At 58.4% G+C, this 22,810-nt stretch carries 25 protein-coding genes; 18 read left to right on the top strand and 7 right to left on the bottom strand.

What is annotated here, in order from left to right:
• Positions 1-112 precede the first annotated feature (112 nt).
• Positions 113-2,212: an alkyl/aryl-sulfatase gene (locus tag AU182_RS01570; RefSeq protein WP_082859150.1), complete on the top strand. Its 2,100-nt coding sequence runs from the start codon at positions 113-115 to the stop codon at positions 2,210-2,212.
• 57 nt (positions 2,213-2,269) lie between these two features.
• Here AU182_RS01570 and AU182_RS01565 read toward each other — a convergent pair whose 3' ends face one another.
• Positions 2,270-2,818, bottom strand: coding sequence for a gamma carbonic anhydrase family protein (locus AU182_RS01565; protein ID WP_066959682.1), 549 nt, complete (start codon positions 2,816-2,818; stop codon positions 2,270-2,272).
• Between the two features lie 140 nt (positions 2,819-2,958).
• Here AU182_RS01565 and AU182_RS01560 point away from each other — a divergent pair, with 140 nt between their 5' ends.
• Genes AU182_RS01560 through AU182_RS01550 form a run of 3 tightly spaced genes read left to right on the top strand, consistent with a single transcriptional unit; the run spans position 2,959 to position 6,117 of the window.
• On the top strand, positions 2,959-5,007 hold the full coding sequence (locus tag AU182_RS01560; protein ID WP_066959680.1) for a M3 family metallopeptidase: 2,049 nt from the start codon (positions 2,959-2,961) through the stop codon (positions 5,005-5,007).
• A 23-nt stretch (positions 5,008-5,030) separates the two neighbouring features.
• On the top strand, positions 5,031-5,291 hold the full coding sequence (locus AU182_RS01555; RefSeq protein ID WP_082859149.1) for a YheV family putative zinc ribbon protein: 261 nt from the start codon (positions 5,031-5,033) through the stop codon (positions 5,289-5,291).
• Between the two features lie 19 nt (positions 5,292-5,310).
• The gene (locus AU182_RS01550) at positions 5,311-6,117 is read left to right on the top strand and encodes a hypothetical protein (RefSeq protein WP_066959678.1); all 807 of its coding nucleotides are present in this window, start codon (positions 5,311-5,313) and stop codon (positions 6,115-6,117) included.
• A 14-nt stretch (positions 6,118-6,131) separates the two neighbouring features.
• Here the strand turns inward: AU182_RS01550 and AU182_RS01545 are convergent, their stop codons facing one another.
• Positions 6,132-6,791, bottom strand: a complete 660-nt coding sequence (locus tag AU182_RS01545; RefSeq protein WP_066959676.1) for a hypothetical protein — start codon at positions 6,789-6,791, stop codon at positions 6,132-6,134.
• A 123-nt stretch (positions 6,792-6,914) separates the two neighbouring features.
• The gene (locus AU182_RS01540; RefSeq protein ID WP_227718078.1) at positions 6,915-8,294 is read right to left on the bottom strand and encodes an MATE family efflux transporter; all 1,380 of its coding nucleotides are present in this window, start codon (positions 8,292-8,294) and stop codon (positions 6,915-6,917) included.
• 417 nt (positions 8,295-8,711) lie between these two features.
• On the opposite strand from AU182_RS01540, the gene coxB reads away from it, so the two are divergent.
• From coxB to AU182_RS01520, 4 genes are read left to right on the top strand one after another with little or no spacing between them, the layout of a single operon-like run.
• Positions 8,712-9,872 carry a cytochrome c oxidase subunit II gene (gene coxB / locus AU182_RS01535; RefSeq protein WP_066961952.1) on the top strand — a complete coding sequence of 387 codons (1,161 nt, stop codon included), beginning with the start codon at positions 8,712-8,714 and terminating at the stop codon, positions 9,870-9,872.
• A gap of 24 nt (positions 9,873-9,896) precedes the next feature.
• The gene (gene ctaD, locus AU182_RS01530) at positions 9,897-11,447 is read left to right on the top strand and encodes a cytochrome c oxidase subunit I (protein WP_066959674.1); all 1,551 of its coding nucleotides are present in this window, start codon (positions 9,897-9,899) and stop codon (positions 11,445-11,447) included.
• A 21-nt stretch (positions 11,448-11,468) separates the two neighbouring features.
• On the top strand, positions 11,469-12,041 hold the full coding sequence (locus tag AU182_RS01525) for a cytochrome c oxidase assembly protein (protein ID WP_066959672.1): 573 nt from the start codon (positions 11,469-11,471) through the stop codon (positions 12,039-12,041).
• 6 nt (positions 12,042-12,047) lie between these two features.
• Positions 12,048-12,938 carry a cytochrome c oxidase subunit 3 gene (locus tag AU182_RS01520; RefSeq protein WP_066959670.1) on the top strand — a complete coding sequence of 297 codons (891 nt, stop codon included), beginning with the start codon at positions 12,048-12,050 and terminating at the stop codon, positions 12,936-12,938.
• 51 nt (positions 12,939-12,989) lie between these two features.
• Here the strand turns inward: AU182_RS01520 and AU182_RS01515 are convergent, their stop codons facing one another.
• The gene (locus tag AU182_RS01515; protein ID WP_066959668.1) at positions 12,990-13,214 is read right to left on the bottom strand and encodes a DUF2909 domain-containing protein; all 225 of its coding nucleotides are present in this window, start codon (positions 13,212-13,214) and stop codon (positions 12,990-12,992) included.
• A gap of 32 nt (positions 13,215-13,246) precedes the next feature.
• On the opposite strand from AU182_RS01515, the gene AU182_RS01510 reads away from it, so the two are divergent.
• The 9 genes from AU182_RS01510 to AU182_RS16605 all read left to right on the top strand — a co-directional run bounded on the left by AU182_RS01510 (position 13,247) and on the right by AU182_RS16605 (position 19,368).
• Complete coding sequence (locus tag AU182_RS01510; protein WP_066959666.1) at positions 13,247-14,107, top strand: SURF1 family protein; 861 nt, start codon at positions 13,247-13,249, stop codon at positions 14,105-14,107.
• Positions 14,108-14,201: 94 nt separating this feature from the next.
• Positions 14,202-14,852 (top strand): hypothetical protein, encoded by a 651-nt coding sequence (locus AU182_RS01505; RefSeq protein WP_193754269.1) that lies wholly within the window; start codon positions 14,202-14,204, stop codon positions 14,850-14,852.
• A gap of 90 nt (positions 14,853-14,942) precedes the next feature.
• A complete protein-coding gene (locus tag AU182_RS01500) occupies positions 14,943-15,995 on the top strand; it encodes a heme A synthase (protein ID WP_066959664.1) in 1,053 nt (350 codons plus the stop codon).
• 141 nt (positions 15,996-16,136) lie between these two features.
• Complete coding sequence (gene cyoE, locus AU182_RS01495) at positions 16,137-17,045, top strand: heme o synthase (protein ID WP_066959662.1); 909 nt, start codon at positions 16,137-16,139, stop codon at positions 17,043-17,045.
• Between the two features lie 2 nt (positions 17,046-17,047).
• On the top strand, positions 17,048-17,716 hold the full coding sequence (locus AU182_RS01490) for an SCO family protein (protein ID WP_066959660.1): 669 nt from the start codon (positions 17,048-17,050) through the stop codon (positions 17,714-17,716).
• An 84-nt stretch (positions 17,717-17,800) separates the two neighbouring features.
• Positions 17,801-18,595, top strand: coding sequence for a CPBP family intramembrane glutamic endopeptidase (locus tag AU182_RS01485; protein WP_153039084.1), 795 nt, complete (start codon positions 17,801-17,803; stop codon positions 18,593-18,595).
• Between the two features lie 228 nt (positions 18,596-18,823).
• Positions 18,824-19,018: a hypothetical protein gene (locus AU182_RS01480; protein WP_153039083.1), complete on the top strand. Its 195-nt coding sequence runs from the start codon at positions 18,824-18,826 to the stop codon at positions 19,016-19,018.
• A 25-nt stretch (positions 19,019-19,043) separates the two neighbouring features.
• Positions 19,044-19,223, top strand: a complete 180-nt coding sequence (locus AU182_RS01475; RefSeq protein ID WP_066959654.1) for a hypothetical protein — start codon at positions 19,044-19,046, stop codon at positions 19,221-19,223.
• 1 nt (position 19,224) lies between these two features.
• On the top strand, positions 19,225-19,368 hold the full coding sequence (locus AU182_RS16605) for a hypothetical protein (RefSeq protein ID WP_193754268.1): 144 nt from the start codon (positions 19,225-19,227) through the stop codon (positions 19,366-19,368).
• 16 nt (positions 19,369-19,384) lie between these two features.
• Here the strand turns inward: AU182_RS16605 and AU182_RS01470 are convergent, their stop codons facing one another.
• On the bottom strand, positions 19,385-20,191 hold the full coding sequence (locus AU182_RS01470; RefSeq protein WP_082859148.1) for an iron chelate uptake ABC transporter family permease subunit: 807 nt from the start codon (positions 20,189-20,191) through the stop codon (positions 19,385-19,387).
• Positions 20,188-21,006, bottom strand: a complete 819-nt coding sequence (gene znuC, locus AU182_RS01465) for a zinc ABC transporter ATP-binding protein ZnuC (RefSeq protein WP_227718077.1) — start codon at positions 21,004-21,006, stop codon at positions 20,188-20,190. Before znuC ends, AU182_RS01470 begins: the two co-directional genes overlap by 4 nt.
• Positions 21,007-21,181: 175 nt before the next feature.
• Here znuC and AU182_RS01460 point away from each other — a divergent pair, with 175 nt between their 5' ends.
• Positions 21,182-22,081 carry a metal ABC transporter substrate-binding protein gene (locus AU182_RS01460; RefSeq protein WP_082859147.1) on the top strand — a complete coding sequence of 300 codons (900 nt, stop codon included), beginning with the start codon at positions 21,182-21,184 and terminating at the stop codon, positions 22,079-22,081.
• 36 nt (positions 22,082-22,117) lie between these two features.
• On the opposite strand, the gene AU182_RS01455 is transcribed toward AU182_RS01460, so the two are convergent.
• Positions 22,118-22,642: a hypothetical protein gene (locus tag AU182_RS01455; protein ID WP_066959652.1), complete on the bottom strand. Its 525-nt coding sequence runs from the start codon at positions 22,640-22,642 to the stop codon at positions 22,118-22,120.
• Between the last annotated feature and the right edge of the window lie 168 nt (positions 22,643-22,810).

The raw sequence follows: 22,810 nt of genomic DNA, 5'->3' as shown, positions 1-22,810 counted from the left end.
AGTTTCTCTGAGACGTTTTCCGGCCGAGCGTGGTGTCCCGTGCCAATCCCAAGCTAGAAGTTGCGCTATTGACTAAGGTTGCTGGGTCAATATCGCTTTTTGGGAATGCACCATGTCGGTCAAAACGAACGTGTTGGGTTTGGTTGTGCTGGTGGCGCTCTTCACCGGTTGCTCCAAATCCACGGATGGCACCTCAGGGCCGGATACAGGGGGTAGCGTGATCCCCAGTGCGCAGGCACAACAGGCGACGGAGCAGCCCTCTGCCCAGTCGGACTACGCGTTTACAACGGAGCAGAAGGATGCTTCGGAATACACCCTAAAGCTGAACGAGGCGGTCTACAGCGAGCTGGATTTCGACGACAAGACAGCGCAGGAAAACGTCGAGCGCGGGTTTATTGCACCGCTGCTGAACAATGGCGATATCGAGGGAGTTTACCCGGCCACCAAGCTGAATTTCATGCAGGGAAAAAAAGCCCCGCCCGAGGTAAACCCGAGCCTGTGGCGGCACGCGCAGCTGGTGAATCGCGGTGGCCTGTTCAAGGTGATCGACCGCGTCTATCAGGTGCGCGGTCAGGCACTGGTAAACCTCACCATTATCGAGGGTGACACCGGCATCATTCTGTACGATGTGGAATACACACCGGCGACGCTGGTTAAATCGATTGAGCTGTACCAGCAAGAGCGCGGCAAGAAGCCGCTGAAAGGCGTCATTATCTCCCACAGTCACGCGGACCATTTTGGTGGCTTCAACGGCATTATCGATGCTGGGCTGGCGACCAAGGAAGATTTTACCAGCGGCAAGATTCCGCTGATTGCGCCAGCAGGGTTTGTTGAAGAGTCTGTCAGTGAAAACGTGATGGGCGGTAATATCATGGCGCGCCGCGCCGGTTACCAGTACGGCAATGTGTTACCCGCCGGCCCGAAGGGCAAAATTACCGCAGCGCTGGGTGCTGCCGTTGCCGATGGCCAGTCCGGGTTGCCGATACCGAACAAGACAATTTCCAAAGATGGTGAAAAAGTTACCATCGACGGTGTCGAGTTCGAGTTCTATGTCACGCCTCACGCCGAAGCACCCTCGGAAATGGTGTTTTACATTCCCCAGTGGAAGGCCATGTCGATGGCGGAGGAACTCAATCATCTGCAGCACAACATCTACACCTTGCGCGGAGCCAAGATCCGCGATGCCAGCCTTTGGGCCAGCTATCTCGCCGAAGCCGTGGCCCGCTGGGGTGATGAAGTAGAGGTCAATTTTGGCCCGCACACCTGGCCCGTATGGGGGAACGAGAATGTGGTGCGCTATCTGAAGGCGCAGCGCGATCTGTACCAGTCGATTTACAACACCGCCCTGCGCTATGCCAATTATGGCTACCGGCCGGACGACATTGCGGAATACGCGGCGCTACCGGATTCGGTATTCAAGCAGTGGTACAACCGCCCTTACTACGGCCACACCAAGAACAATCTGAAATCAACTTATGTGCGCAATTTCGGCTGGTTTAACGGTAACCCGACCGAGTTGGCGAAATATCCGGATGCGGAGCGCGGCAAGCGTTATGTGAAGGCGATCGGTGGCGAAGAGCGTGTGCTGGCTCTCGCACTGGAGAGCTTCAAAGCCGGCGATTACCGTTTCACGGTGGATATTTTGAATAATGTGGTCGCGTACAATGGCAAGAATACCAACGTCAATCTGCTGATGGCGGATGCGTTTGAGCAGCTTGGCTATCAGGAAGAAAACACCTTATATCGCAACCTGTATTTATCTGGCGCATCTGAGCTGCGCGCCGGCGGCAATATCCCCAATAAACTTGGGACGGCTTCACCGGAAGTGCTGGGAGCGCTACCGCCCAGCTTGATGCTGACCTATCTGTCCATGCTGGTGGACCAGAAAAAGGCAGAGGGTGCCGGAAACTTCACCATCAATCTCAAGTTGAAAGGTGAAGGTAATTACGCATTGGACATGAACAACGGGGTATTGACCAGTGTTGCCGATCACCAGACAAAAAACGCCGATGTAACGTTGGAAATTGCCAAGCTGGATCTGCTGGCGGCCATGTCGGGCAAGGCAAAACTGAAAGATTTACTGAGTGCCGACAAGGCGAGTATTACTGGCAACCAGGAGGTGCTCAGCAAGCTCACCAGCGTGATGGGCAGCAAGATGCGGAATGATATGAACCTGGTGCTACCGCTGCAGGATGCCAATAAAATCCAATAACCGATGAGGCCGCGGGCGCATCGCTCGCAGCCTCATCGGTGGCCATGGCCGGAATGGCTACTGCCCGAGATACTCGTCTTTCAACTTTACATAGTTGCCGGCGGTGTAGGTGAAGAATTTTCGCTCCTTCTCTGTCAGTGGGCGCGCCTGCTTTGCCGGCGAGCCCACGTACAGGTAGCCACTCTCCAGTCGCTTTCCCGGTGGCACCAGCGCGCCGGCGGCGAGCACCACTTCGTCCTCGATCACCGCCCCATCCAGCACAATAGCGCCAATCCCGATCAATACCCGGCTGCCCACGGTACAGCCGTGCAGGCAGGCCTTGTGACCGATGGTCACGTCGTCGCCAATGGTCAGCGGCCAGCCGCCCTCATTGAAGTCGCTGGCGTGGGTGATGTGCAGCACTGAGCCGTCCTGCACGCTGGTGCGGGCTCCGATACGCACCCGGTGCATATCGCCGCGGATCACGGTCATGGGCCACACGGAACAGTCGTCCCCCAGTTCCACATCGCCGATCACCGTGCTCTGGGGGTCGATATAGACCCGCTCACCGAGTTGTGGGCGGCGGCCGCGATGTTCGCGCAGGGTGTGCTGGGGTAATTCGGACATGGGTAGGGCTGACCTCCGGGCGTTCGAGCAAGGTGTTAGTGTGCAACGAGCGAGTGCAATCCACTAGAATAGTGGGCATATGTTAACCCGTCTTTGCGATCATCGCCCCGGTGCTGTTCGCCTCTCGACAAGGAATTCCGATGTCTGAACCCGCTTCCGCCAACCCGCTGTTGCGCGCTCCGCTGCTGCCCCCGTTCGATACGGTTAAACCGGCACACGCCGAACCGGCAATCAGCAAACTTATCGCCAACTGTCGCGAACAGCTGGATTCTTGCCTGAAAAATGCGGGCAAAGAACCTACCTGGGAAGAGACGATGGCACCGTTGGAAGAGGCTCAGGACCAGTTGAGCAAGGCATTCTCACCGGTCTCGCACCTGAACAGCGTATTGAGCGGCGACTGGCGGGCGCCCTATGAGGCGTGTCTGGCCCAGGTGACTGAATACTGGACCGAGCTGGGCCAGAACCCGGAGCTGTATGCGGTGTACCGGGCGCTGGCCAAGTCGCCGGACTTCGCCAGCTGGCCCCAGGCGCGGCAGCAGGCGGTACGCCACGGGCTGCGGGATATGCACCTGGGTGGCGTTAGCCTCGAGGGCGAGAAGCGCGAGCGATACGCCGCCATCAGCAAGCGTCTGGCGGAACTGAAGAGCACCTTTGCCAACAACGTGCTCGATGCAACCAATGCCTGGAGCCTCAACGTTACCAACGAAGCCGAGCTGCAGGGGATCCCGGAATCCGCGTTGGCTACTGCCAGGGCTCTGGCGGATGCCAGGGGCAAGGAAGGCTGGCTGCTCTCGCTCGACGGCCCCTGCTTTCTGGCGGTGATGACCCACGCGGAAAACCGCGAGCTGCGCCACAAAATGCACTATGCGTTTATCACCCGCGCCTCCAATATCGGCCCCAATGCGGGCGAGTTCGACAACGCCAATGTGATGGCGGAGATTCTGTCCCTGCGCGCGGAGCAGGCCCATTTGCTGGGAATGAAAAATTACGCCGAGCGTTCCCTGGCCAGCAAGATGGCGGAATCCCCCGAGCATGTGGAGCGTTTCCTGCGGGATCTGGCCAAGCGCGCCAAGCCCGCTGCGGTACAGGAATTCGCGGAGTTGCAGGCCTTTGCCACCGATGAGCTGGGGCTCGATCAGCTGCAGCCGTGGGATGTGACCTGGGCAGCGGAGAAACTGAAGCAGGCGCGCTATGCGGTCAGTCAGGAAGAGCTGCGCCCGTATTTTCCGTACCCGAAGGTGCTGTCGGGCCTTTTCGCGGTGGCAGAGAAACTGTTCGGCGTGACCGCTGAGCTGGATAGCTCGGTTCCCACCTATCACCCGGACGTCCACTTCTACTGGCTGAAACGCGCCGGCGAGCCGATAGCCGGCTTCTATCTCGATCCTTACGCGCGCGAAAACAAGCGTGGCGGTGCCTGGATGGATGACGCGCGGGTGCGCCGCCAGACCAGCGCGGGCCTGCAGCTGCCGGTGGCCTATCTGGTGTGTAATTTTTCGAGTCCAAGCAAAGATACACCGGCACTGTTGACCCATTACGAAGTCACCACGCTGTTCCACGAATTTGGCCACGGCCTGCACCATATGCTGACCCAGGTGGATGTGGCCGCGGTCTCTGGCATTAACGGTGTGGCGTGGGATGCGGTAGAGTTGCCCAGCCAGTTTCTGGAAAACTGGTGCTGGGAGCCGGAAGCGCTGGCGATGATTGCCGGTCACTACGAGACGGGCGAGCCCCTACCGCAGGCATTGCTGGAAAAAATGCTCGCGGCAAAAAACTTCCAGTCCGCCATGTTTACCATGCGCCAGCTGGAATTTGCCCTGTTTGATTTCCTGCTGCACTCACGCCCGGAGGGCGCCAACGCGGACGAGATCCAGCGCCTGATCAACGAGGTGCGGGCGCAGGTGTCGGTCGTGCCGGTGTCCCCGGACAACCGCTTCCAGAACAGTTTCAGCCACATCTTTGCTGGCGGTTACGCGGCTGGATACTACAGCTACAAATGGGCCGAAGTATTGAGTGCTGATGCGTTTTCGCTGTTTGAGGAGACGGGAATTTTTGATCCGTCCACCGGTAACCGCTTTCTCACCGCAGTGCTGGAGCAGGGGGGAAGCCGCGACGCGCAGGATCTGTTTGCAGAATTCCGCGGTCGCGCGCCCAGAATTGACGCGCTGCTGCGGCACTCGGGCATTGAATAGTCCGCTTCTTAACGAGGTATATCTTGAGCGAAGAATTTGAAAAGCCCGTCAAGCGCCGATTTATTGCCGGCGCGGTTTGTCCACGCTGCAGCGAAATGGACAAGATCGTCAATTACAAAATGGGCGATAAAAATTATCGTGAATGCGTTGCCTGTGGGTTTAAAGATGAAATTCGCCTGCAGGCGACCGCGCGGGAACTGGATACCCGTGTGAACAAGACAAAAGACAGGGAAGTGGAAGAAACCGCGGTAAAAATACTGCAGCCGCCGGGCGATAAAAATTAACCTGTAAAATCGTGCTCCCTTGAAAAAAATTTATCCACTGGTCGCGCTGGCGATCGTCCTCACTATCGCTGCTTTTTACGGCCTGGATCACTATCGCGAAGTACGTGAAAAGCAGCACGCTCTTACCGCGCATCTGATCACGCGCTGTGCCAACCAGGGGTTGTTGTCTCTGTTTGCCTTGCAGGCCAATGACTGGACGAAAAACCCTCGGCAGTTAGTGGTCGAGGTAGAGCGCCTGGGGCAGCGGGTGGCGGCCCTGCCGGATGCCGTGTATGAGGGTAAATCCTTTGCGGACTGGCACGCTGCTCTGGAGGTATGCGATCGCCTGACGGTAAATTCCAACCGCCAGCATAAAACGATTTTCCGCCCCCTGGCGGAAATGGCCAAGAAGGAACTCTGGAGCCTGGACACCGCCAAAAGTGAACCGTTTCAGCAGCGGCGCAAGAGGGCCATCTATCGCACCAAAGAGGCTGCAGAGGCAGCCGACAGGTACCTTGATGACCTGCGCGCAGACATAAATCGCTTGCTGGACGTGAGCAGGATTTCGCCACAGGCACGCGCGCTCACCGAGCAGAATTTGCAGGCGGCGATCTTTCAGAGGTACCGCAAGGGCAGATTCAGTAAGCGGCGCGTGCTCCAGTACCTGGAGCGGCAAGAGGCTTTTTATCAACTTCTTACTGACAATCCCAAGGGTTTTACCCTGCGCGGTGGCAGCCTGTATTTTTACAATAAAAAAATACACCGCAAGGCGGACGACCTGAATCGCCTGCTGTTACAGGGGGAGGTGGATTTTTTTGCTAACTGGCGGCAGATCGTCGAGCAGTAAGTGGCCGCCCAACCTCAGTGCGAAAGGTCCATATGGTGTGGCAGGGAGGGCGCACGCAAATCAATTTGCATGTGACGTGCGAAGTCCGGCCACTCTCCCGGCGCATCGTCATAACGCTGCTTGTGTAAAATCATCGAGACCAGTCGCTTCGGGTCCAGTTCGGTGGGCTCAAAGCGCTGCAGTAAAACGTCCGCCAGGTTGTCGAGCTGGCAAGCCAGTGCTTCTCCCAGCAGCTCCCGCACCACCAGATTGGCCACCATCGGATCCATCGGCAGCAGCGGTGTACCGCACACCGGGTGCAGCACATCATTGATTTCTTCCATGGTGCGGTGGGCCAGGTACGCCTCATCCAGAATCGAACCCAGGCCGTGTTCGTGCGGCTGTCGCTCGGGGATCTCACTAAAGCTGTGCAGGATGAGCTCGCGCACGGGAACGAAGTTCAGGCCGCCCGCCTGGCACAGTTCATCCAGACGCTTCAGCCACGACGGAATGGCCTGGATATACCGAATGACAAAACAGGTGATGTGCAGCGGGGCATCCCGTTGCGGCAAATGAATACTGCGGTGAAGGCTTGGCAGGGTGTCGTGCAGGGAACGTCGAAAACGGCCACGGGCCTGTTCGGCGGTGACGGCGCGATCAATGCACTGCTGGATCAGTTGATAATGGTCAGGCATACATCAAAACAAAAACGACGAAACCGCCTCCCCGTTTCTTTGTCTGCGGGCCCCCCGCTGGCTCCTGTGCGGAACTCTGCTCAAGAGAGAAGACAAGACTGCTTAACGTTGGAAGAGGATTCGCTAGCGTAGCTCCAATGACATCCAATGGTTGTTCTTAGTGTAGTTATAAAAGTAGACCATCAATCCGCAAGAACGTGCGCCAAACCACAAAAATAAGCTAAACCAGATGCCATCGTTGCCCCAGTGGCGGGTAAACCACCAGCATGGTAAAAACACCATCACAGTGGCGATGATCATCGTGTCCCGCATTTGTCGGCTCTTGCCCGCGCCGATGAAAACCCCGTCCAGCTGATAGCTCCAAACCGCCACCAGAGGCAACGCGCACAGCCAGGTGTAGTACTCCAGAGATGCGGACAAAACCGCGGGAATATTGGTGAACAGCGGCAATATCCAGTGTTCTCCCGCGATCAGCAGCAACGTGATCAGCACCGCGGATGTCAGCGCCCAGGTGCCTGCCGCCGCGTTGGTGCGCAGAAATTGCGTCATCGACTTGCGGGCAACGGCACGCCCTACCAGAGACTCGGTGGCATGGGCAAAACCATCCAGTGCGTAGGAGGTCATCATCAGTAATTGCAGCAGTATGGCGTTGGCCGCCAGCACCGTATCTCCCTGAGCAGCCCCCTGTGCAGTGAAAAATGTCAGCGTGAACAGCAGCAGGCAGGTGCGCACAAACAAATCCGCGTTGATGTGCAGCAGTTCTCGCCACGGCGCCCCATTGCGCCACGGCCAGAAATCTGATTCGAGCAGCACTCGCCGAATCTGCATGACCGCTGGCTGATGGCGTTTGCCCATTAGCCACAGACCCATGCCGAAGCCGCAGACATCCGCGCACACCGAGGCCCAGGCCGCGCCCCGCGCGCCCATTCCCAGGCCAAGGATCAGCAACAGGTCGAGAACGATGTTCAGCAGGTTCGCCGTTACCAGAATCGCCAGGGGAGCACGGCTGTCCTGACGGCCGATGAAAAAGCCCAGCAAAGCGAAATTGGCCAGCGCCAGTGGCGCACTCAGCAGGCGGATTTGCAGGTAATCGCGAGCGTGCGGGCTGGCTTCGGCGCTGGCATTCATCCACTGCACGATTGCGGGCAACAGGGGGGAGGCGAGCACCAGCAGCAGGGAACCCAGCAAGCCGGCAAGACACAGCGCGCGCAACAGCCAGGCCGCCCCGTCGGCATCGTCAGTGGCGCGCGCCACCAGTCCCGTGGTGCCCATGCGCAGAAAGCCGAAGGCCCACAGCAGCATGGAAACCACACTGGCGCCGATGGCAACGCCGGAAAGATATTCCGGGCTTGGCAAGTGGCCGAGCACAGCAGTATCCACTGCACCCAGCAGAGGCACGGTGATGTTGCTCAGAATCATGGGCCACGCCAGTTGCCACACCCGCATATACGGGGCGCGAAAGCGGCGGGAAATGGCACCAGGGCGCGCCTGTGAATTTTTCATGTAAGTAGGCGATTTAATTGACTTTCTTCTGGCAATGTGTTTCTTTTGAAAACGCTAGATGCGACAAAAGACACAGGTTGTTGGTTGTACCTTCCGGGCGACGACATCTGAAGTAAAAAATAACAAGTTGCACTGTCAGCAGTATCGCGCAGTCGAGGTCCTCGCCCGGTGTGCGAACAGTGTATGTAGTCTTGGTTTACTACAGCATGTCCACATCATGATGTGTGGAACATAACCCGATCCCAGGATCGGGGCAGACTCCAGTCCTCCGAACAGCCAGCCGCTGTTACAGGGTTTCGCTAGTTTGTGGTTTGCAGCGCCGCGACCGCCCACGGGTTTTTCCTGTGTGGGTGGCAGCAGCCATGCGACCGCGGAAAAGCGGCCCGCGAGAATAACAAACATGGAGATCTGCAGGCGATGTTGATGGGCTTAAAACGGCTGTTCGCCTTCCTGACCCTCACGGCTCTCGCTCCCGGTGCGCTCGCTCAAGAAGCGGCAGAAAAAGCACAGGAGGGCGTTCAGCGTTGGGGGGTCAATATGACCCAGGGGGTTACCGAAGTTTCCCGTACCACTTACGACTTGCACATGCTGATTTTCTGGATCTGCGTGGCAATCGGCGTGGTGGTGTTTAGCGTGATGTTCTACAGCATGTGGCGTCACCGCAAAAGCAAGGGTTACAAGGCTGCACAGTTTCACGAAAGTACGCTGGTGGAACTGGCGTGGACCATAGTGCCCACCCTGATTCTGGTGGGTATGGCGATACCCGCCACCAAAACCCTGTACGATATCTACGACACCAAGGACGCCGATCTCGATATTATGATCACCGGCTACCAGTGGAAGTGGAAATACGACTACCTGGGTTCCGATGTCTCCTTCTTTTCCAATCTCGCCACCCCCGCCTCACAAATTAATAACCAGCAACCCAAGAACGAAAACTACCTGCTGGAAGTTGACGAGCCGATGGTGGTGCCGATCAATAAAAAAATTCGCTTCCTGATTACCGCCAATGACGTGATCCATGCGTGGTGGGTGCCGGATCTGGCAGTAAAAAAAGATGCGATTCCGGGGTTCGTGAACGAATCGTGGACGCGTATCGACGAGCCCGGTATCTACCGTGGTCAATGCGCGGAGCTGTGCGGCAAGGATCACGGCTTTATGCCGATCGTGGTCAAGGCTGTGCCGGAAGATGAATATCACTCCTGGTTGAGCAAGCGCGCCGAGCAGGCCGCCCTGATCAAGGAGTTGACCAATAAGACCTTCACCTTTGACGAGCTCTACGAGCGCGGCAAAAACGTGTACAACCGCGCATGTGCGGCCTGTCACCTCCCCGGCGGTCAGGGTGTGCCCGGTACCTTCCCGGCCATTGCCGGGTCCAAAGTCGCCACCGGCGGCATGGATGGTCACTTGAGTATGGTGGTGAATGGCTCGCCCAAAAACCCCGCCATGCAGGCCTTCGGTGCACAGTTGAATGAAGTGGATCTCGCTGCGGTTATTACCTACCAGCGCAATGCCTTCGGCAACAATATGGGCGACACCGTGCAGCCCATCGACATTCTCAATTTCAAGAATAAGTAAGCAGGAGCCGAGAGGAGTTTAGATATGGCACACGGTCCCAAACCCGGTTTTACCCGCTGGCTCTACACGACTAACCACAAGGACATCGGCTCGATGTACCTGTGGTTCAGTTTTGCGATGTTCCTGCTTGGCGGTTGTATGGCGCTGGTTATTCGCGCCGAATTGTTCCAGCCCGGCCTGCAGATTGTGCAGCCCGCCTTCTTCAACCAGATGACCACCATGCACGGCCTGATCATGGTGTTCGGTGCGGTGATGCCCGCCTTTGTGGGGCTCGCCAACTGGATGGTACCGATGATGATCGGTGCCCCGGACATGGCTCTGCCGCGCATGAACAACTGGAGCTTCTGGATTCTGCCATTCGCGTTCGCGATGCTGACATCCACCCTGTTCATGGAAGGTGGTGCACCGGACTTCGGGTGGACCTTCTACGCACCGCTCTCCACAGAATATGCGCCGCCCAGCGTAACCTTCTTTATCTTCGCCGTGCATATCATGGGTGCGTCTTCCATCATGGGCGCCATCAACATCGTGGCGACCATTTTGAATATGCGTGCTCCCGGCATGACGCTGATGAAGATGCCGCTGTTCGTATGGACCTGGTTGATCACCGCATACCTGCTGATTGCGGTAATGCCGGTGCTCGCGGGCGTGGTCACCATGATGTTGATGGATATTCACTTCGGCACCAGCTTCTTCAGCGCTGCCGGTGGTGGTGACCCGGTCCTGTTCCAGCACGTGTTCTGGTTCTTCGGTCACCCCGAGGTATACATCATGATCCTGCCGGCCTTCGGTATTGTGTCGGCGATCATTCCCACCTTCGCGCGCAAGCCGCTGTTCGGTTACAGCTCCATGGTGTACGCCACCGCGTCGATCGCCTTCCTCAGCTTTATCGTGTGGGCGCACCACATGTTTACTGTGGGTATGCCGATTGCCGGTGAGCTGTTCTTCATGTACGCCACCATGCTGATCGCGGTACCCACCGGGGTGAAGGTGTTCAACTGGGTAACCACCATGTTCCGCGGGTCGATGACCTTCGAAACGCCCATGCTGTTCTCGATCGCGTTTGTAATACTGTTTACCCTGGGCGGTTTCTCCGGCCTGATGCTCGCCATCGCACCGGCGGACTTCCAGTATCACGATACCTACTTTGTGGTGGCGCACTTCCACTACGTGCTGGTGCCTGGAGCCATCTTCTCGATCACCGCGGGTGTGTATTACTGGCTGCCGAAGTGGACCGGCAACATGTACAACGAGACCATGGGTAAAGTGCATTTCTGGATGGCGTTTGTCGGCCTGAATGTGACCTTCTTCCCCATGCATTTCGTCGGCCTTGCCGGCATGCCGCGCCGCATTCCGGACTACGCGCTGCAATTTGCCGACTTCAACCAGATCGCCAGTATGGGAGCCTTCCTGTTCGGCGCGGCACAGATCGTGTTCCTGTTCAACGTGATCCGCACCGTGAAGGGTGGCAAAAAGGCCACCGACGAGGTCTGGGAAAACCCGGAAGGGCTGGAGTGGAGCGTGCCGTCACCGGCGCCGTACCATACCTTCAGCACGCCACCGGTCGTACGCTGATTGCGTGAGCAGGTAATACCCATGTCCATGAGTGCAAACGCAAAAACCACCGTCAAGATGCTGACCCTCGCGGTCAGCATGCTCGGCTTTGCGCTGTTCATCATGCCGCCGCTCTACGACGCCTTCTGTGAAGTCACCGGGCTCAACGGGAAAACCGGCGGCCGCTATGAGGCGGTGCCGGCGGCGGTGGACACGGAGCGCAGGGTAAAAGTGCAGTTTGTTGCCAGCAACAATGAAAACATGCCCTGGGAATTCAAGCCCGATACGGTGGAAATCTATGTGCATCCCGGTGAGGCGGTAGACACCGTATTCCATGCGCGCAACCCCACCGACGCCGACATGATCGGCCAGGCCATTCCCAGTGTGGTGCCATTCAAGGCGGCGAGCTATTTCCACAAGACCGAGTGTTTCTGCTTTAACCAGCAGGCGCTCGCTGCCGGAGAAACGGCCGAACTGGGGCTGCGCTTTATTGTCGACCCGGATCTGCCTGCCGGTGTAAACACCATTACGCTTTCCTACACGCTGTTTGATGTCACGGAAAGAATTGCCAAACAAGCGAACAACAAAAATACCGACTCCGAGCGAGAGGGATAAAAAACTATGGCCACCGAAAGCAGCTACTATGTTCCCGAGCAGTCCCGGCTGCCTATCTTCGCCACCATCGGCATCTTCCTGACGGCCTTCGGTGCCGCCAATTGGATCAATGGCGGTAGCTCCTATATTTTCTTTGCCGGCGCACTATCCATGGCCACGGTGCTGTGGTTCTGGTTTGCGGCGGTGATCCAGGAAAACATGCAGGGGCTCAACAGCGACCAGCTTAAGCGCTCTTATGTGTGGGGTATGGGCTGGTTTATTTTTTCTGAAGTGATGTTCTTCGCGGCATTCTTTGGTGCGCTGTATTACATTCGCACCTTTACCCTGCCCTGGTTGGGCGGTGAGGGCGACCGCGGCTCCTCTAACATGTTATGGGAGGGCTTTCAGAATACCTGGCCATTGATGGTGACCCCGGAGCAGGCGGTGGCCGGCGATGCGGCCAAAGTGGTTGGTCCCAAGGGTATTATTGATCCCTGGCACCTGCCGCTGTTGAACACGGTGCTGCTGCTTGCCTCCAGTGTCACCGTGCATGTCGCGCATGTGTATCTGAAGAAGGGCAAGCGCCAGGGGTTCAATCTGTGGCTGGGTGCCACCGTTATACTGGGTTTTACCTTCCTGTTTTTCCAGGTAGAGGAATATCTCGAAGCCTATCAGCAGCTGGGATTGACACTCGAATCCGGCATCTACGGCACCACCTTCTTTATGCTGACCGGTTTCCATGGCGCGCATGTAACGCTGGGAACCATCATGCTGCTGATCATGTTGCTGCGCTCGGTCATCGCCCATCATTTCAAGCCGGACGACCACTTTGGTTTTGAGGCGGCGAGCTGGTACTGGCACTTTGTCGATGTGGTTTGGGTAGGCCTGTTTATCTTTGTTTACGTGCTGGGTGCGTAAACCCGCAAGCAAATGGTGGATGGGAGGTCGCCCATCCACCATGACGGTTGCTCAGTATCGATTGGCCCAGGGCGCGGTGTTGGAAAGCACTCCACTGTGGAAGCCATACCAGATGGCCACAAGGAGAAGCGCGGCAAGGGAAATGCGAACCCCGAGAGCATAGAGTGTACGCTTGGATTCGGGCGCACCCATATCACGCAGTAAGAAGAGCAGGGCGCTGGTCAGGCTCGCCAGCACGGCGAGAAACAGCAACACGATTATTGCTTTTAGCCACATAATTAACCGCCATTTATAGAAGTATTGTTGGCATGACTGTTCCGAATGAATCGTCACATAAAGACGATAACGCAGTATCCACCGGGACCGGAATACTCTCCACGGAAGCGGGCGACCCACCGCGCGTTGCCAGTGTAGCATTTATCCGCAGCTGGACTCTCAGCGCCCTGTGCCTTTTCTTTTTTCCCCTGTTGGTCGGGCTCGGCAACTGGCAATTGCACCGTGCCGAAGAAAAGCAGCAGATTCTCCAGCAACTAAACACTCGTCTCTCCTCTCAGCCGGTATCGGTGTCCGGGCTTGAATCCCTGGAAATCTTTACCCCGGTCCGCTTGCTCGGTGTCTACACCGACGAATACCTGTACCTCGACAACCGGACGCGCAACGGTCGCGTGGGCTATGAGGTGTTACAGGTATTTGAGGTCAGCGCGAATGTCGGCCACGCCAAGACCGGGAAAAAGTCGCGCTGGCTGATCAATCGCGGTTGGCTTGCTGCCGGCCCGGATCGTGGCCAACTACCGGAAGTGCGTTACCCACTGGCCGCCAAGGTGGTGACCGGATTTCTGTATCCGAGCGCGGAGAGCGATCAAGAGGGTCCACGCCCTTCCACAGCTGTAGCCGACGGGCACGGGCGCATTCAGTCGATGGATGCGGGGCTGGGCAGGCGGCTGGGGCTGCAGCATCCCCAGTGGCACGTGCGGCTCGGTGCGGACTCGGATACGGCACTGGTGACCGACTGGCAATTGATCACCACAAATCCACAAAAGCATCGTGGCTACGCCGTGCAATGGTTCTTGATGGCCGCTGCACTGCTGGTCATGTGGTTGCTGGCCGCGACCAGAACGCGGGAAATTGTGCGAGAAAAGTGGTTTAAAAATTCGCCAGAACAGACATAATCAACGAATAACAATAACGAGCCATCCCATCTCGGTATCCCGGCAAGCCTGGCGGGAAACCGGGCACACGGCGGCGCAGTAGTGAGGTCAGATCGTGGCAGAGAATACTCAAATCGAACACTCCATCAGCGGTGACGACGGCGGCAATCAACGCCCGTCAACCGGTCCCAGCCGCCTTGCCGGTTTTACCGTATTTGCATCGGTAGCGCTGCCGATCCTGGCCGCCTATGTGGTGTTTTACACCGGTATCGGTATACCTTCCGATACCGTCAATCAGGGTGAGCTGCTGAAACCGGCCCAGCAGGTGGCCGAGCTTGACCTGATCGAGCGCGATGGCCAGCGGATCAATCTGTCCGATGAAGAGCCCAAGTGGCGCTACCTGATTGTTGCCGATGAGAAGTGTGCAGGCGAATGCGAGAAGCTGCTGTATACCACCCGCCAGGTCCACATCCGCCTCGCCGAAAAGGCCCCTCGCGTAGAGCGCCTGTTGGTGACCGGCGAGCCCCTCACTGAACTGCGCCACCAGGATCTGGCCAGCCAGCACCCTCTGTTGCGTTTTTCCATGGCGGACTCGCAGCAGGTCGAGCGCTGGCTCGCGGACAGCGACCACGCGCAATTGGCGCGGCCAAGCGTACTGCTGGTGGATCAGAATGGTTTCGCGATGATGGTTTACAACAACCGGCATACCGGCAACCAGATACTCAAAGATATCAAACGACTGCTGAAGTACTCCTACGAAAAATAGAGGCCGCGATCGCGGTAGCTGGCCTGCTCAACGCGGTAGCTATCCAGATCAACAAGGCCCCCTGTGAATCAAGCCTCAGGAGAGAGCAAAATGGATGTGGAATCCGACATCACCGAACTGAGAAAAAATTACAAAAAAGACTGGCGCTTCCGCCTGGCGTTGATCGGCACCGGACTGGCACTGGTGGTCATCGTGCTTGGCGCGTTCACCCGCCTGACGCATGCGGGCCTGGGGTGTCCCGACTGGCCCGGTTGCTACGGGCACCTGCTGTGGCCGAATGAGGGCCACGAAATTGCCGCGGCGAATCAGGCATTTCCGGATACTCCCGTAGAAACCGATAAAACCTGGCCGGAAATGGTGCACCGGTATTTTGCCGGCATGCTGCTGCTACTGGTTGCCGGCCTCACGGTGATGTTCTGGCGCCGTCGCGGGCATCGCGGATTTATTCAGAGCCACATTTTACTGGGATTAATCGTACTGCAGGCTGCGTTTGGTATGTGGACGGTAACCCTGAAACTTTGGCCGCAAGTCGTGACCGCGCATTTACTGGGTGGCATGGCCACTGTCTCGTTACTGTGGATGCTGGTTGAGCGACTGCGTTATCGAAAACGCGTGATCCCGCCCCAGGAGTTCACCGCGTTGCAAAAGTTACGTCCGCTCGCGGTGGCGGCGGTCGTCGCAGTGGCCCTACAGATTACCCTCGGTGGTTGGACCAGTGCCAATTACGCCGCACTCGCCTGTCCGGATTTCCCTACCTGTCACAACCAGTGGTGGCCAGAAACGGACTTCGCCCAGGGATTCAATATCGCACAACAGATCGGGCCGAACTATCTGGGTGGCGCACTGGAGGGCGATGCGCGCACGGCTATTCATATGACCCATCGTATCGGCGCAATCATCGTCACGCTCCTGGTAAGCCTGCTTTGCCTGCTCGCCTGGCGTGCAGGATCCCGTCGCTGGGCGCAGGGGTTGTTCGCTGTTTTGTGCTTGCAAGTAGGGCTCGGAATTGCGAACGTGGTGATGTCGTTACCGCTGTCGATTGCGGTGGCGCACAATGCGGGCGCGGCACTGTTGCTGTTAAGCCTGCTGACCTTCTGTTATCGCATTAATACCGTGCAGGCAGCGAACAGGAGCTTTGCATAACGAACAAATTGTCTTTGCAAGAGGATCGAGTCGTACCTCTGGTTAAATACAAGGGAGCACGCCGGGTCACACCAAGTGACCGGCCTCGCAGAAAGGCCAAGGGAATGGGCCAACTATAAAAATGCTATCGAGGTGGTAACCATGAGTATCCAGGCAGTTAATGTTCAGCGCGCCGGCTGGCGCGATTACTACGAACTCACCAAACCGCGGGTGGTGATGTTGATGATCCTCACCTCCGTGATCGGTATGCTGCTGGCCGTACCGGGGATGGTGCCACTGGATATTCTGATACTGGGGAACATCGGCATTGCCTTGTGTGCTGGCGGTGCCGCCGCGGTCAACCATCTGGTGGATCGTCATGTCGACATCAAAATGGCGCGTACCACCAACCGACCGGTGGCGAGGGGTCGGGTCGAGCCGCAAAAAGCGTTGGTATTCGCCCTCGTTCTCGGGTGCAGCGGAATGGCGATCCTGCTGGCTTTTGTGAACCCGCTGACCGCATGGCTGACCTTGCTGTCGCTGCTGGGCTATGCCGTTGTCTACACCATGTTTCTGAAGCGTGCGACACCGCAGAATATCGTGATTGGTGGTCTCGCCGGTGCGGCGCCGCCTCTGCTGGGTTGGGTGGCGGTGACCGGCGAGATGCACGGTCACGGGTTACTGCTTGCGTTGATCATTTTTGCCTGGACGCCGCCCCATTTCTGGGCGCTGGCGGTGCACCGCCGTGATGATTACGCCAAGGCAGAAATTCCCATGCTGCCCATCACCCACGGTGTGCGTTACACCAAAGTCCATATTCTTCTCTACACCATCATCCTGTTTGCGGTGAGCCTGCTTCCGTTTGCAACGGCCATGCTTGGCTGGATGTATTTGTTGGGCGCAGTCGTACTGGGGATCGGGTTCCTCTACTGGGCCATTGAAATGCTGCGGGATAAAAACCCCAAAGCGGGAATGGAAACCTTCAAGTACTCCATCATCTACCTGATGGCACTGTTCTGTATCATGCTGCTGGATCACTACCTGGTGGCGTTGCCGACGAGTGGAGCCTGAACATGAGCGAGAATGTCCAACAAACCCGGGAGCAGAAGCGGGGAATTTATCTCACCGTCGTAGTCATGGTGGTGTTCATGGTGGCGGTGTTGCTCGGCTTTTTGAATAAATTGAATCAGCCGCGGGTGATTACCGAGGCGGAGTTGCGTGCCAATGGTGCGATCAAGCTGGAGCGGCCGCGCATACTCGACGAATTCGAGCTGCTTGCGGATACCGGGGATGCCTTCAAAACCACGGATCTGGCGGGGCGCTGGACCCTGGTGTTTTTCGGCTTTACCCATTGTCCGGACGTTTGTCCCACCACGCTTGCGACGCTGAATAATTTCTACCAGACACTGGATGAGGACACGCAGGAAGATACGGATATTTTACTGGTTTCTGTCGACCCCCAACGGGATAAACCCGAGCAGCTGCACAGCTATGTTCGCTACTTTAATCCCGACTTCTACGGGGTTACTGGCGAATTCCTTAACCTGAAACGCTTTGCCAACCAGCTGAATGTTCCGTTCAACAAGGTGCCCCTGGAAGACGGAAATTACACCGTGGATCACGGATCCCAGGTTGTGCTGATCAATCCGCGCGGACACTATCACGGTTTCTTCAAGGCGCCGCTGGACCCGGCAAAAATGAAGCTCACCTATCGATCCATGCGGGCCACGTATAACGGATAGCGGGAATTTCTTCACTGAAATGGATTGCAGCAGGCGCTAAGATGGCGCCTGCTCTCGTTTGACGAAACCGAAAATGGATTTTCTATGTTTTCACTTAATGTTCATGACGGCGCGCCAGTGATTCGCGCTGCCACACCCTTCGACACCAAATCGCTTTGGCTGCCGGCGTCGCTTCTGTGTTTACTGGCCATACCGTTCGGCTGGATCGGCACCTTTGCGCCGGCGATCTGGCTCGGGCTGGTTGCCATGGAAAATGCCAGGCGCTGGAAACGCGCGTTGAGTTTTGTGATCACCGGGGCACTGATGCTGGTGGTCAACAGTGGCCTGATACCCGGCAATGACCACATCACCGTGTTGCCGCCCTACACCGATGCCGAAGGCAATGTGATCTATGCCAGTTTGCGACCAGCCAAGGCGATCATCGCGCTGACAGTAGTGATCTTCATGTTATATCGGCCGCAGCCCCTGAAGCGTTCGGACCTGCCGGTAATCGCCGCAGCAGTCGCGGTACCGGTGCTACTGGGTGCGCTTCTGCTCGGTGTTTCTCCCAAGCTGAATGCCACCATCGCTATCGCCGCACTGATTAACCTGCTGGTGGTGTGCATTGCGGAAGAAGGATTCTTTCGTTGGGTGATGCAGCGGGGCCTGGGGGAATGGCTCACCGGTAAATGGCGTTGGCTTCCCACTCTCTTCGTCGCGACCGTGTTTACCACCCTGCACACCGGCTGGGCGGCAACGCCAGCGCTTATGGCGTTGGTTGGTGTGGCCGGGCTGGGTTATGCACTGGTGTGGCAGCTGCGCGGCAGCTTCTGGGCCTGTGTGTTTGCCCACTGGGGGGTAAACCTGCTGCATATGACGTTGTTGCGATACCCCGCCTAAAGGTCCCAAACACCTCGACTGAACCATCCCGGGGCGGCTCTTTCATTGTCGCCCTCGCTCCTCCCCTCTCCAATTCCCCGCTTTTTCACTTCTGCACCAATGAAGCCGCGCTGGTATACGCCGCCGCGGGCTAGTCGGACAGCCTTGAGCTAGGCTGAAAATAGGCGGAATCACGCTGAAGGTGTTTCATGAGTTTGAAGGTGCAAGCTGCGATACAAGCGGATGGGCATGGGCGTTAAGCGACGCTGGCTGGGCTATCTTGGGCTCGCCCTGGTTCTGCCGTGGGTTGTCTGGTTCCTGCTTGGGCTGCTGGGTGTGGTGCCCTCACTGGTTTCGGTGTTCGGTATCCCCGGTTTGCGTATTCCAGCGTCTGTCGCCATCGCCGGCCTGATGATAGCCGCTCTCGGCTTCTACCACGATTAACCACTCCACGGACACGGAGGCGCCAATGTTCCAGCTCTCGGACTTGTTTATCTTTCTCGCCGTTGCGATTGCCTTTGCGCTGTCGGGTTACCTCTGGTTCAACGGCTATCGCGAGCAGGGTGTGTTCACCGCCATCTGGGTACCGTCCATTTTGTGCTTCGGTATCTACGCCAAGGTTTCCGCACTACTGGCTAAGCGGCAGTGACATGTCAGACACTCTGATTCTTTATGTTGGGATTGCCGTATTCACACTCATGCTGATTGGCATCGGGCTCACCGTGTACGGGTTTCACCGGGCCGGCAGTGAGCGGGTGCGCCCGCCGCGCCACAGCGGGCGGAAGCGGGAGTAACCGGCGGGCGGGTGGCTCAGGTGGTTGCCGGGCGCAGCTGGCAAAGCAAGAATAACCCACCGGCCGCCAGCACAATGGAAGGTCCTGCGGGGCTGTTCCAGAGCACCGATGCGGCAAGCCCGAGCAGTACGGCGATACACCCGATTAACGAAGCGAAGCCCGCCATCTGTTCCGGGGTCGTGGAAATGCGCCGCGCCGCGGCGGCGGGAATGATCAACAGTGCGGTGATCAACAGTACACCCACCACCTTCATGGCAATGGCGATCAGCAGCGCCAGCATCAGCATCAGCGCCAGCCGGATCCACTCCACCCGCACGCCCTCCACCGCGGCCAGTTCCTCGTGCAGGGTGAACGCGAGCAGTTTGGGCCACAGCAGCAGCAGCAACATCCCGATCACCAGTGCCGCCAATGCCATCAGCACCAGGTCCTGGGCGGATACCGCCAGCAGGTCACCCAGCAGCAGTGACAACAAATCGACGTTGATTTCCAGCAGGCTGACGGTGACGATCCCCAGCGCCAGCATGGAATGCGACAGGATACCCAGCAGGGTGTCGACAGAAAGATTCTGGCGCCGCTGAAAATACACCAGCAGCAGCGCCAGCAGGCAGCTGCTCACGCCCACGGCGAGTGTCGGCTGAATATGCAGGACGAAGCCGAGGGTAACCCCCAGCAGCGCCGAGTGGGCGAGGGTATCGCCAAAGTACGCCATCCGTCGCCATACGGCGAAGCAGCCCAGGGGGCCGCTGACCACCGCGACCAGCAAACCCGCAGCGAGGGCGTACCAGAGGAAGGTGCTGTGTAGAAGCTGGGACAAATCGTTCACTGGTGGTTACCGCTGCCGGGCGTGTTTGAGCTGGACGGGGGTGGGGTGACCGCATGGGCGTGGTCGTGCGTGCAGTGCTCGTCCACCACCTCGCCACTGAGATCGTGGTGGTGGTTGTGGTGATGGGTATACAGGGCGAGCTTGTCCCCGAACATTTCCAGATAGACCGGGTCCTTGCTGACCTGTTCCGGGTGACCGTGACAACAGATGTGCTGATTCAGGCACAACACCCGGTCGGTCGCGGCCATCACCAGGTGCAGGTCGTGGGACACCAGCAACACGCCGCAGCGAAGCTCGTCACGCAACTGCGCGATGAGCTGGTAAACCTCACTCTGGCCCCCGACATCGACACCCTGGGTGGGCTCATCCAGCACCAGCAGTTGCGGCCGGCGCGCCGCTGCCCGTGCCAGAAGTACCCGCTGCATCTCGCCACCGGATAAATCCGCGAGCCGCGCGGATGCAAGATGGGGTGCCGCCACCCGCGCCAGTGCATCCTCCACCGATACGCCTTCGATACCCAGCTGCAGGAAACGCCCCACCGTCATCGGCATGGTGGCATCAATTTGCAGGCGCTGGGGCATATAGCCAAGACGAAGGCCGGGGATTCGCTCCACTGTGCCACTGGTGGGCTTGCTGAGCCCGAGCAGCAGGCGCAGCAGGGTCGTCTTGCCGGCGCCATTGGGGCCGATCACGGTGACGATTTCGGCTGGCTGCAATGCCAGCGAAATATCGTGCAGCAGCTGCCGGCCCGCGATTTCCAGACCGAGGTTGTGGGCGCGGATGAGCGGGGCAGAAGAGCTCAGGAGATACTCCAAATCGGCTGACAGATGGGTTGCAATGGGCGGATACGGCTGGCGAGTGTAAGCCGGGTGTGATTATATCGCACCCCCTTTCCCACGTTGCGGTGTGTCATTGTGTTGCAATGACCACGACCCCGAAATTGAGGCGGGGATTTTGCGCGCCATTTTGTACCGGCCAGGCCTTCTTTACATGTTCAAACCATCATTCCCAACCGTATGTTTCCTGATTATCGCTGCTCTCGCCGCCTTGGTTGCCGGCTGTGGTAACGAAACCCCGGCTCGCACGGAGCCGCCGGTGTTGCTGGCCAGCATTGCGCCGGTGGCAATGATTGCCCGGGAGGTCGCCGCGGATGACATCGAGGTCAGGGAGCTGATCCGCGGCGGTGACCCCCATCACTACGCCCCCAAGGTTGCCGACCGGCTGGCGATGGAGTCGGCGCAGCTGGTGGTGTGGCTGGGCCCGGAAATGGAATCGGTACTGGCGCGGCAGATGTCGCTGTTGCCGGCGGATCGACAGCTGGGCTTGCTCGCCGCGGGTGGCTATGAGTTCGAAGGTGCCGACGCGGATGACCCGCATCTGTGGTTGCGCCCGCGCAATGCGGCGGTGATGGCCGCGCACATCGCCAACCGGCTCGCACACCTGAACCCGCAGCGGGCAGAGGCGTTCCGCACCCGGGCACGTGATTTTTCCCGCGCCATGGCCAACCTGCAGAAAGTGCAGGACCGCGCGCTCTGGGCCTACCGCGATGTTCCCATCGTCTCCACCCACAAAGCTTACAGCCAGTTTTTCGGGCCCGCGGGTGTCGTCACGGAAAGTCTTGGCGCCACTGCCGGCCACCAGCACGGTGCGCGCACTATGTTGGACAAGCAGCAAAAGCGGGGAGCAGGGCCGGTGCACGGCTGTCTGTTCGGTGAGGTGCCAGCCAATGACCGCGATCGGCAGACGGCGGCGCACCTGAATCTCGACTATGTGGCGTTGGACCCGCTGGGCACGGCGCTGCCAGAGAATGCCGATTATGCGGATCTCATGGCCCGGCTACTGGCGGATGCGCGCCAGTGCCTGGGGGCCATTCCGGACCGGGATCACTGACGCCCCGGGGATTGCGCGCAGGCATTGCCGCCAACGTTAACTGGGTTCCTGGGCTGCCTCTTCTGCCTGTTGCGTCTCCTGCGCGGGCTCGATGGCCGTCGCCTCTTCCTCGCCATCCGCAACCGGTTCGATGGTCAGCGCCGCCGGTTGCTGCAGGTTCAGCGGTTCCTGAACCACTTGCTCCGATGGTTGCTGTGTGGGCGCGGTCTTCACCACTTCCGCGGTTTCTTCCTCGCTGCCCTGGCCTTCGCCGGCGGTGCGGAAGGCTTCCAGCTGTTGCTGCTGGATATTGTGCACGCTGTCCATGAGTGCGCGGCGGTTGTGCTCGCGCAGCAGCTCCTGCCGGGACTGCTCACGGAACTGCTCCGCCACCAGGCGCCGGTCGGTCTCGTCGGCATCCTGCGTGATCGCGGGCACCGGGTAGCCCACGGCCTCCACGTGCTCCATGATCTCGGGCGCCTTGTCGGCCGTGGCCGGCTGGGCATCGGTTTCTTCCGTGGCAAAGGCTGCGCAGGACAGGGCGCAGGCCAGCAGACCCGACAGTAAGTAGCGGGGTTCCATCTCGATCACCTCTCGGTAAATTTCCTATACCAAGCCTAGAAGGTGTGAGAGAGAGGCGGGCGACAGTGCGATGACTGGCGCGGCGTTGACGATGGACGGAAAAAGCCGCTGTCGGTGCAGGAGTGGAGCGCGAGGAGGGGAGCGAAAAGAACCGATCGCAGGTATCCT

It is taken from the genome of Microbulbifer sp. Q7, from assembly GCF_001639145.1.
Taxonomy (GTDB): Bacteria; Pseudomonadota; Gammaproteobacteria; order Pseudomonadales; family Cellvibrionaceae; genus Microbulbifer.
Note: the sequence above shows the minus strand (reverse complement) of the source record. Positions and strands in the feature narration are given on the sequence as shown.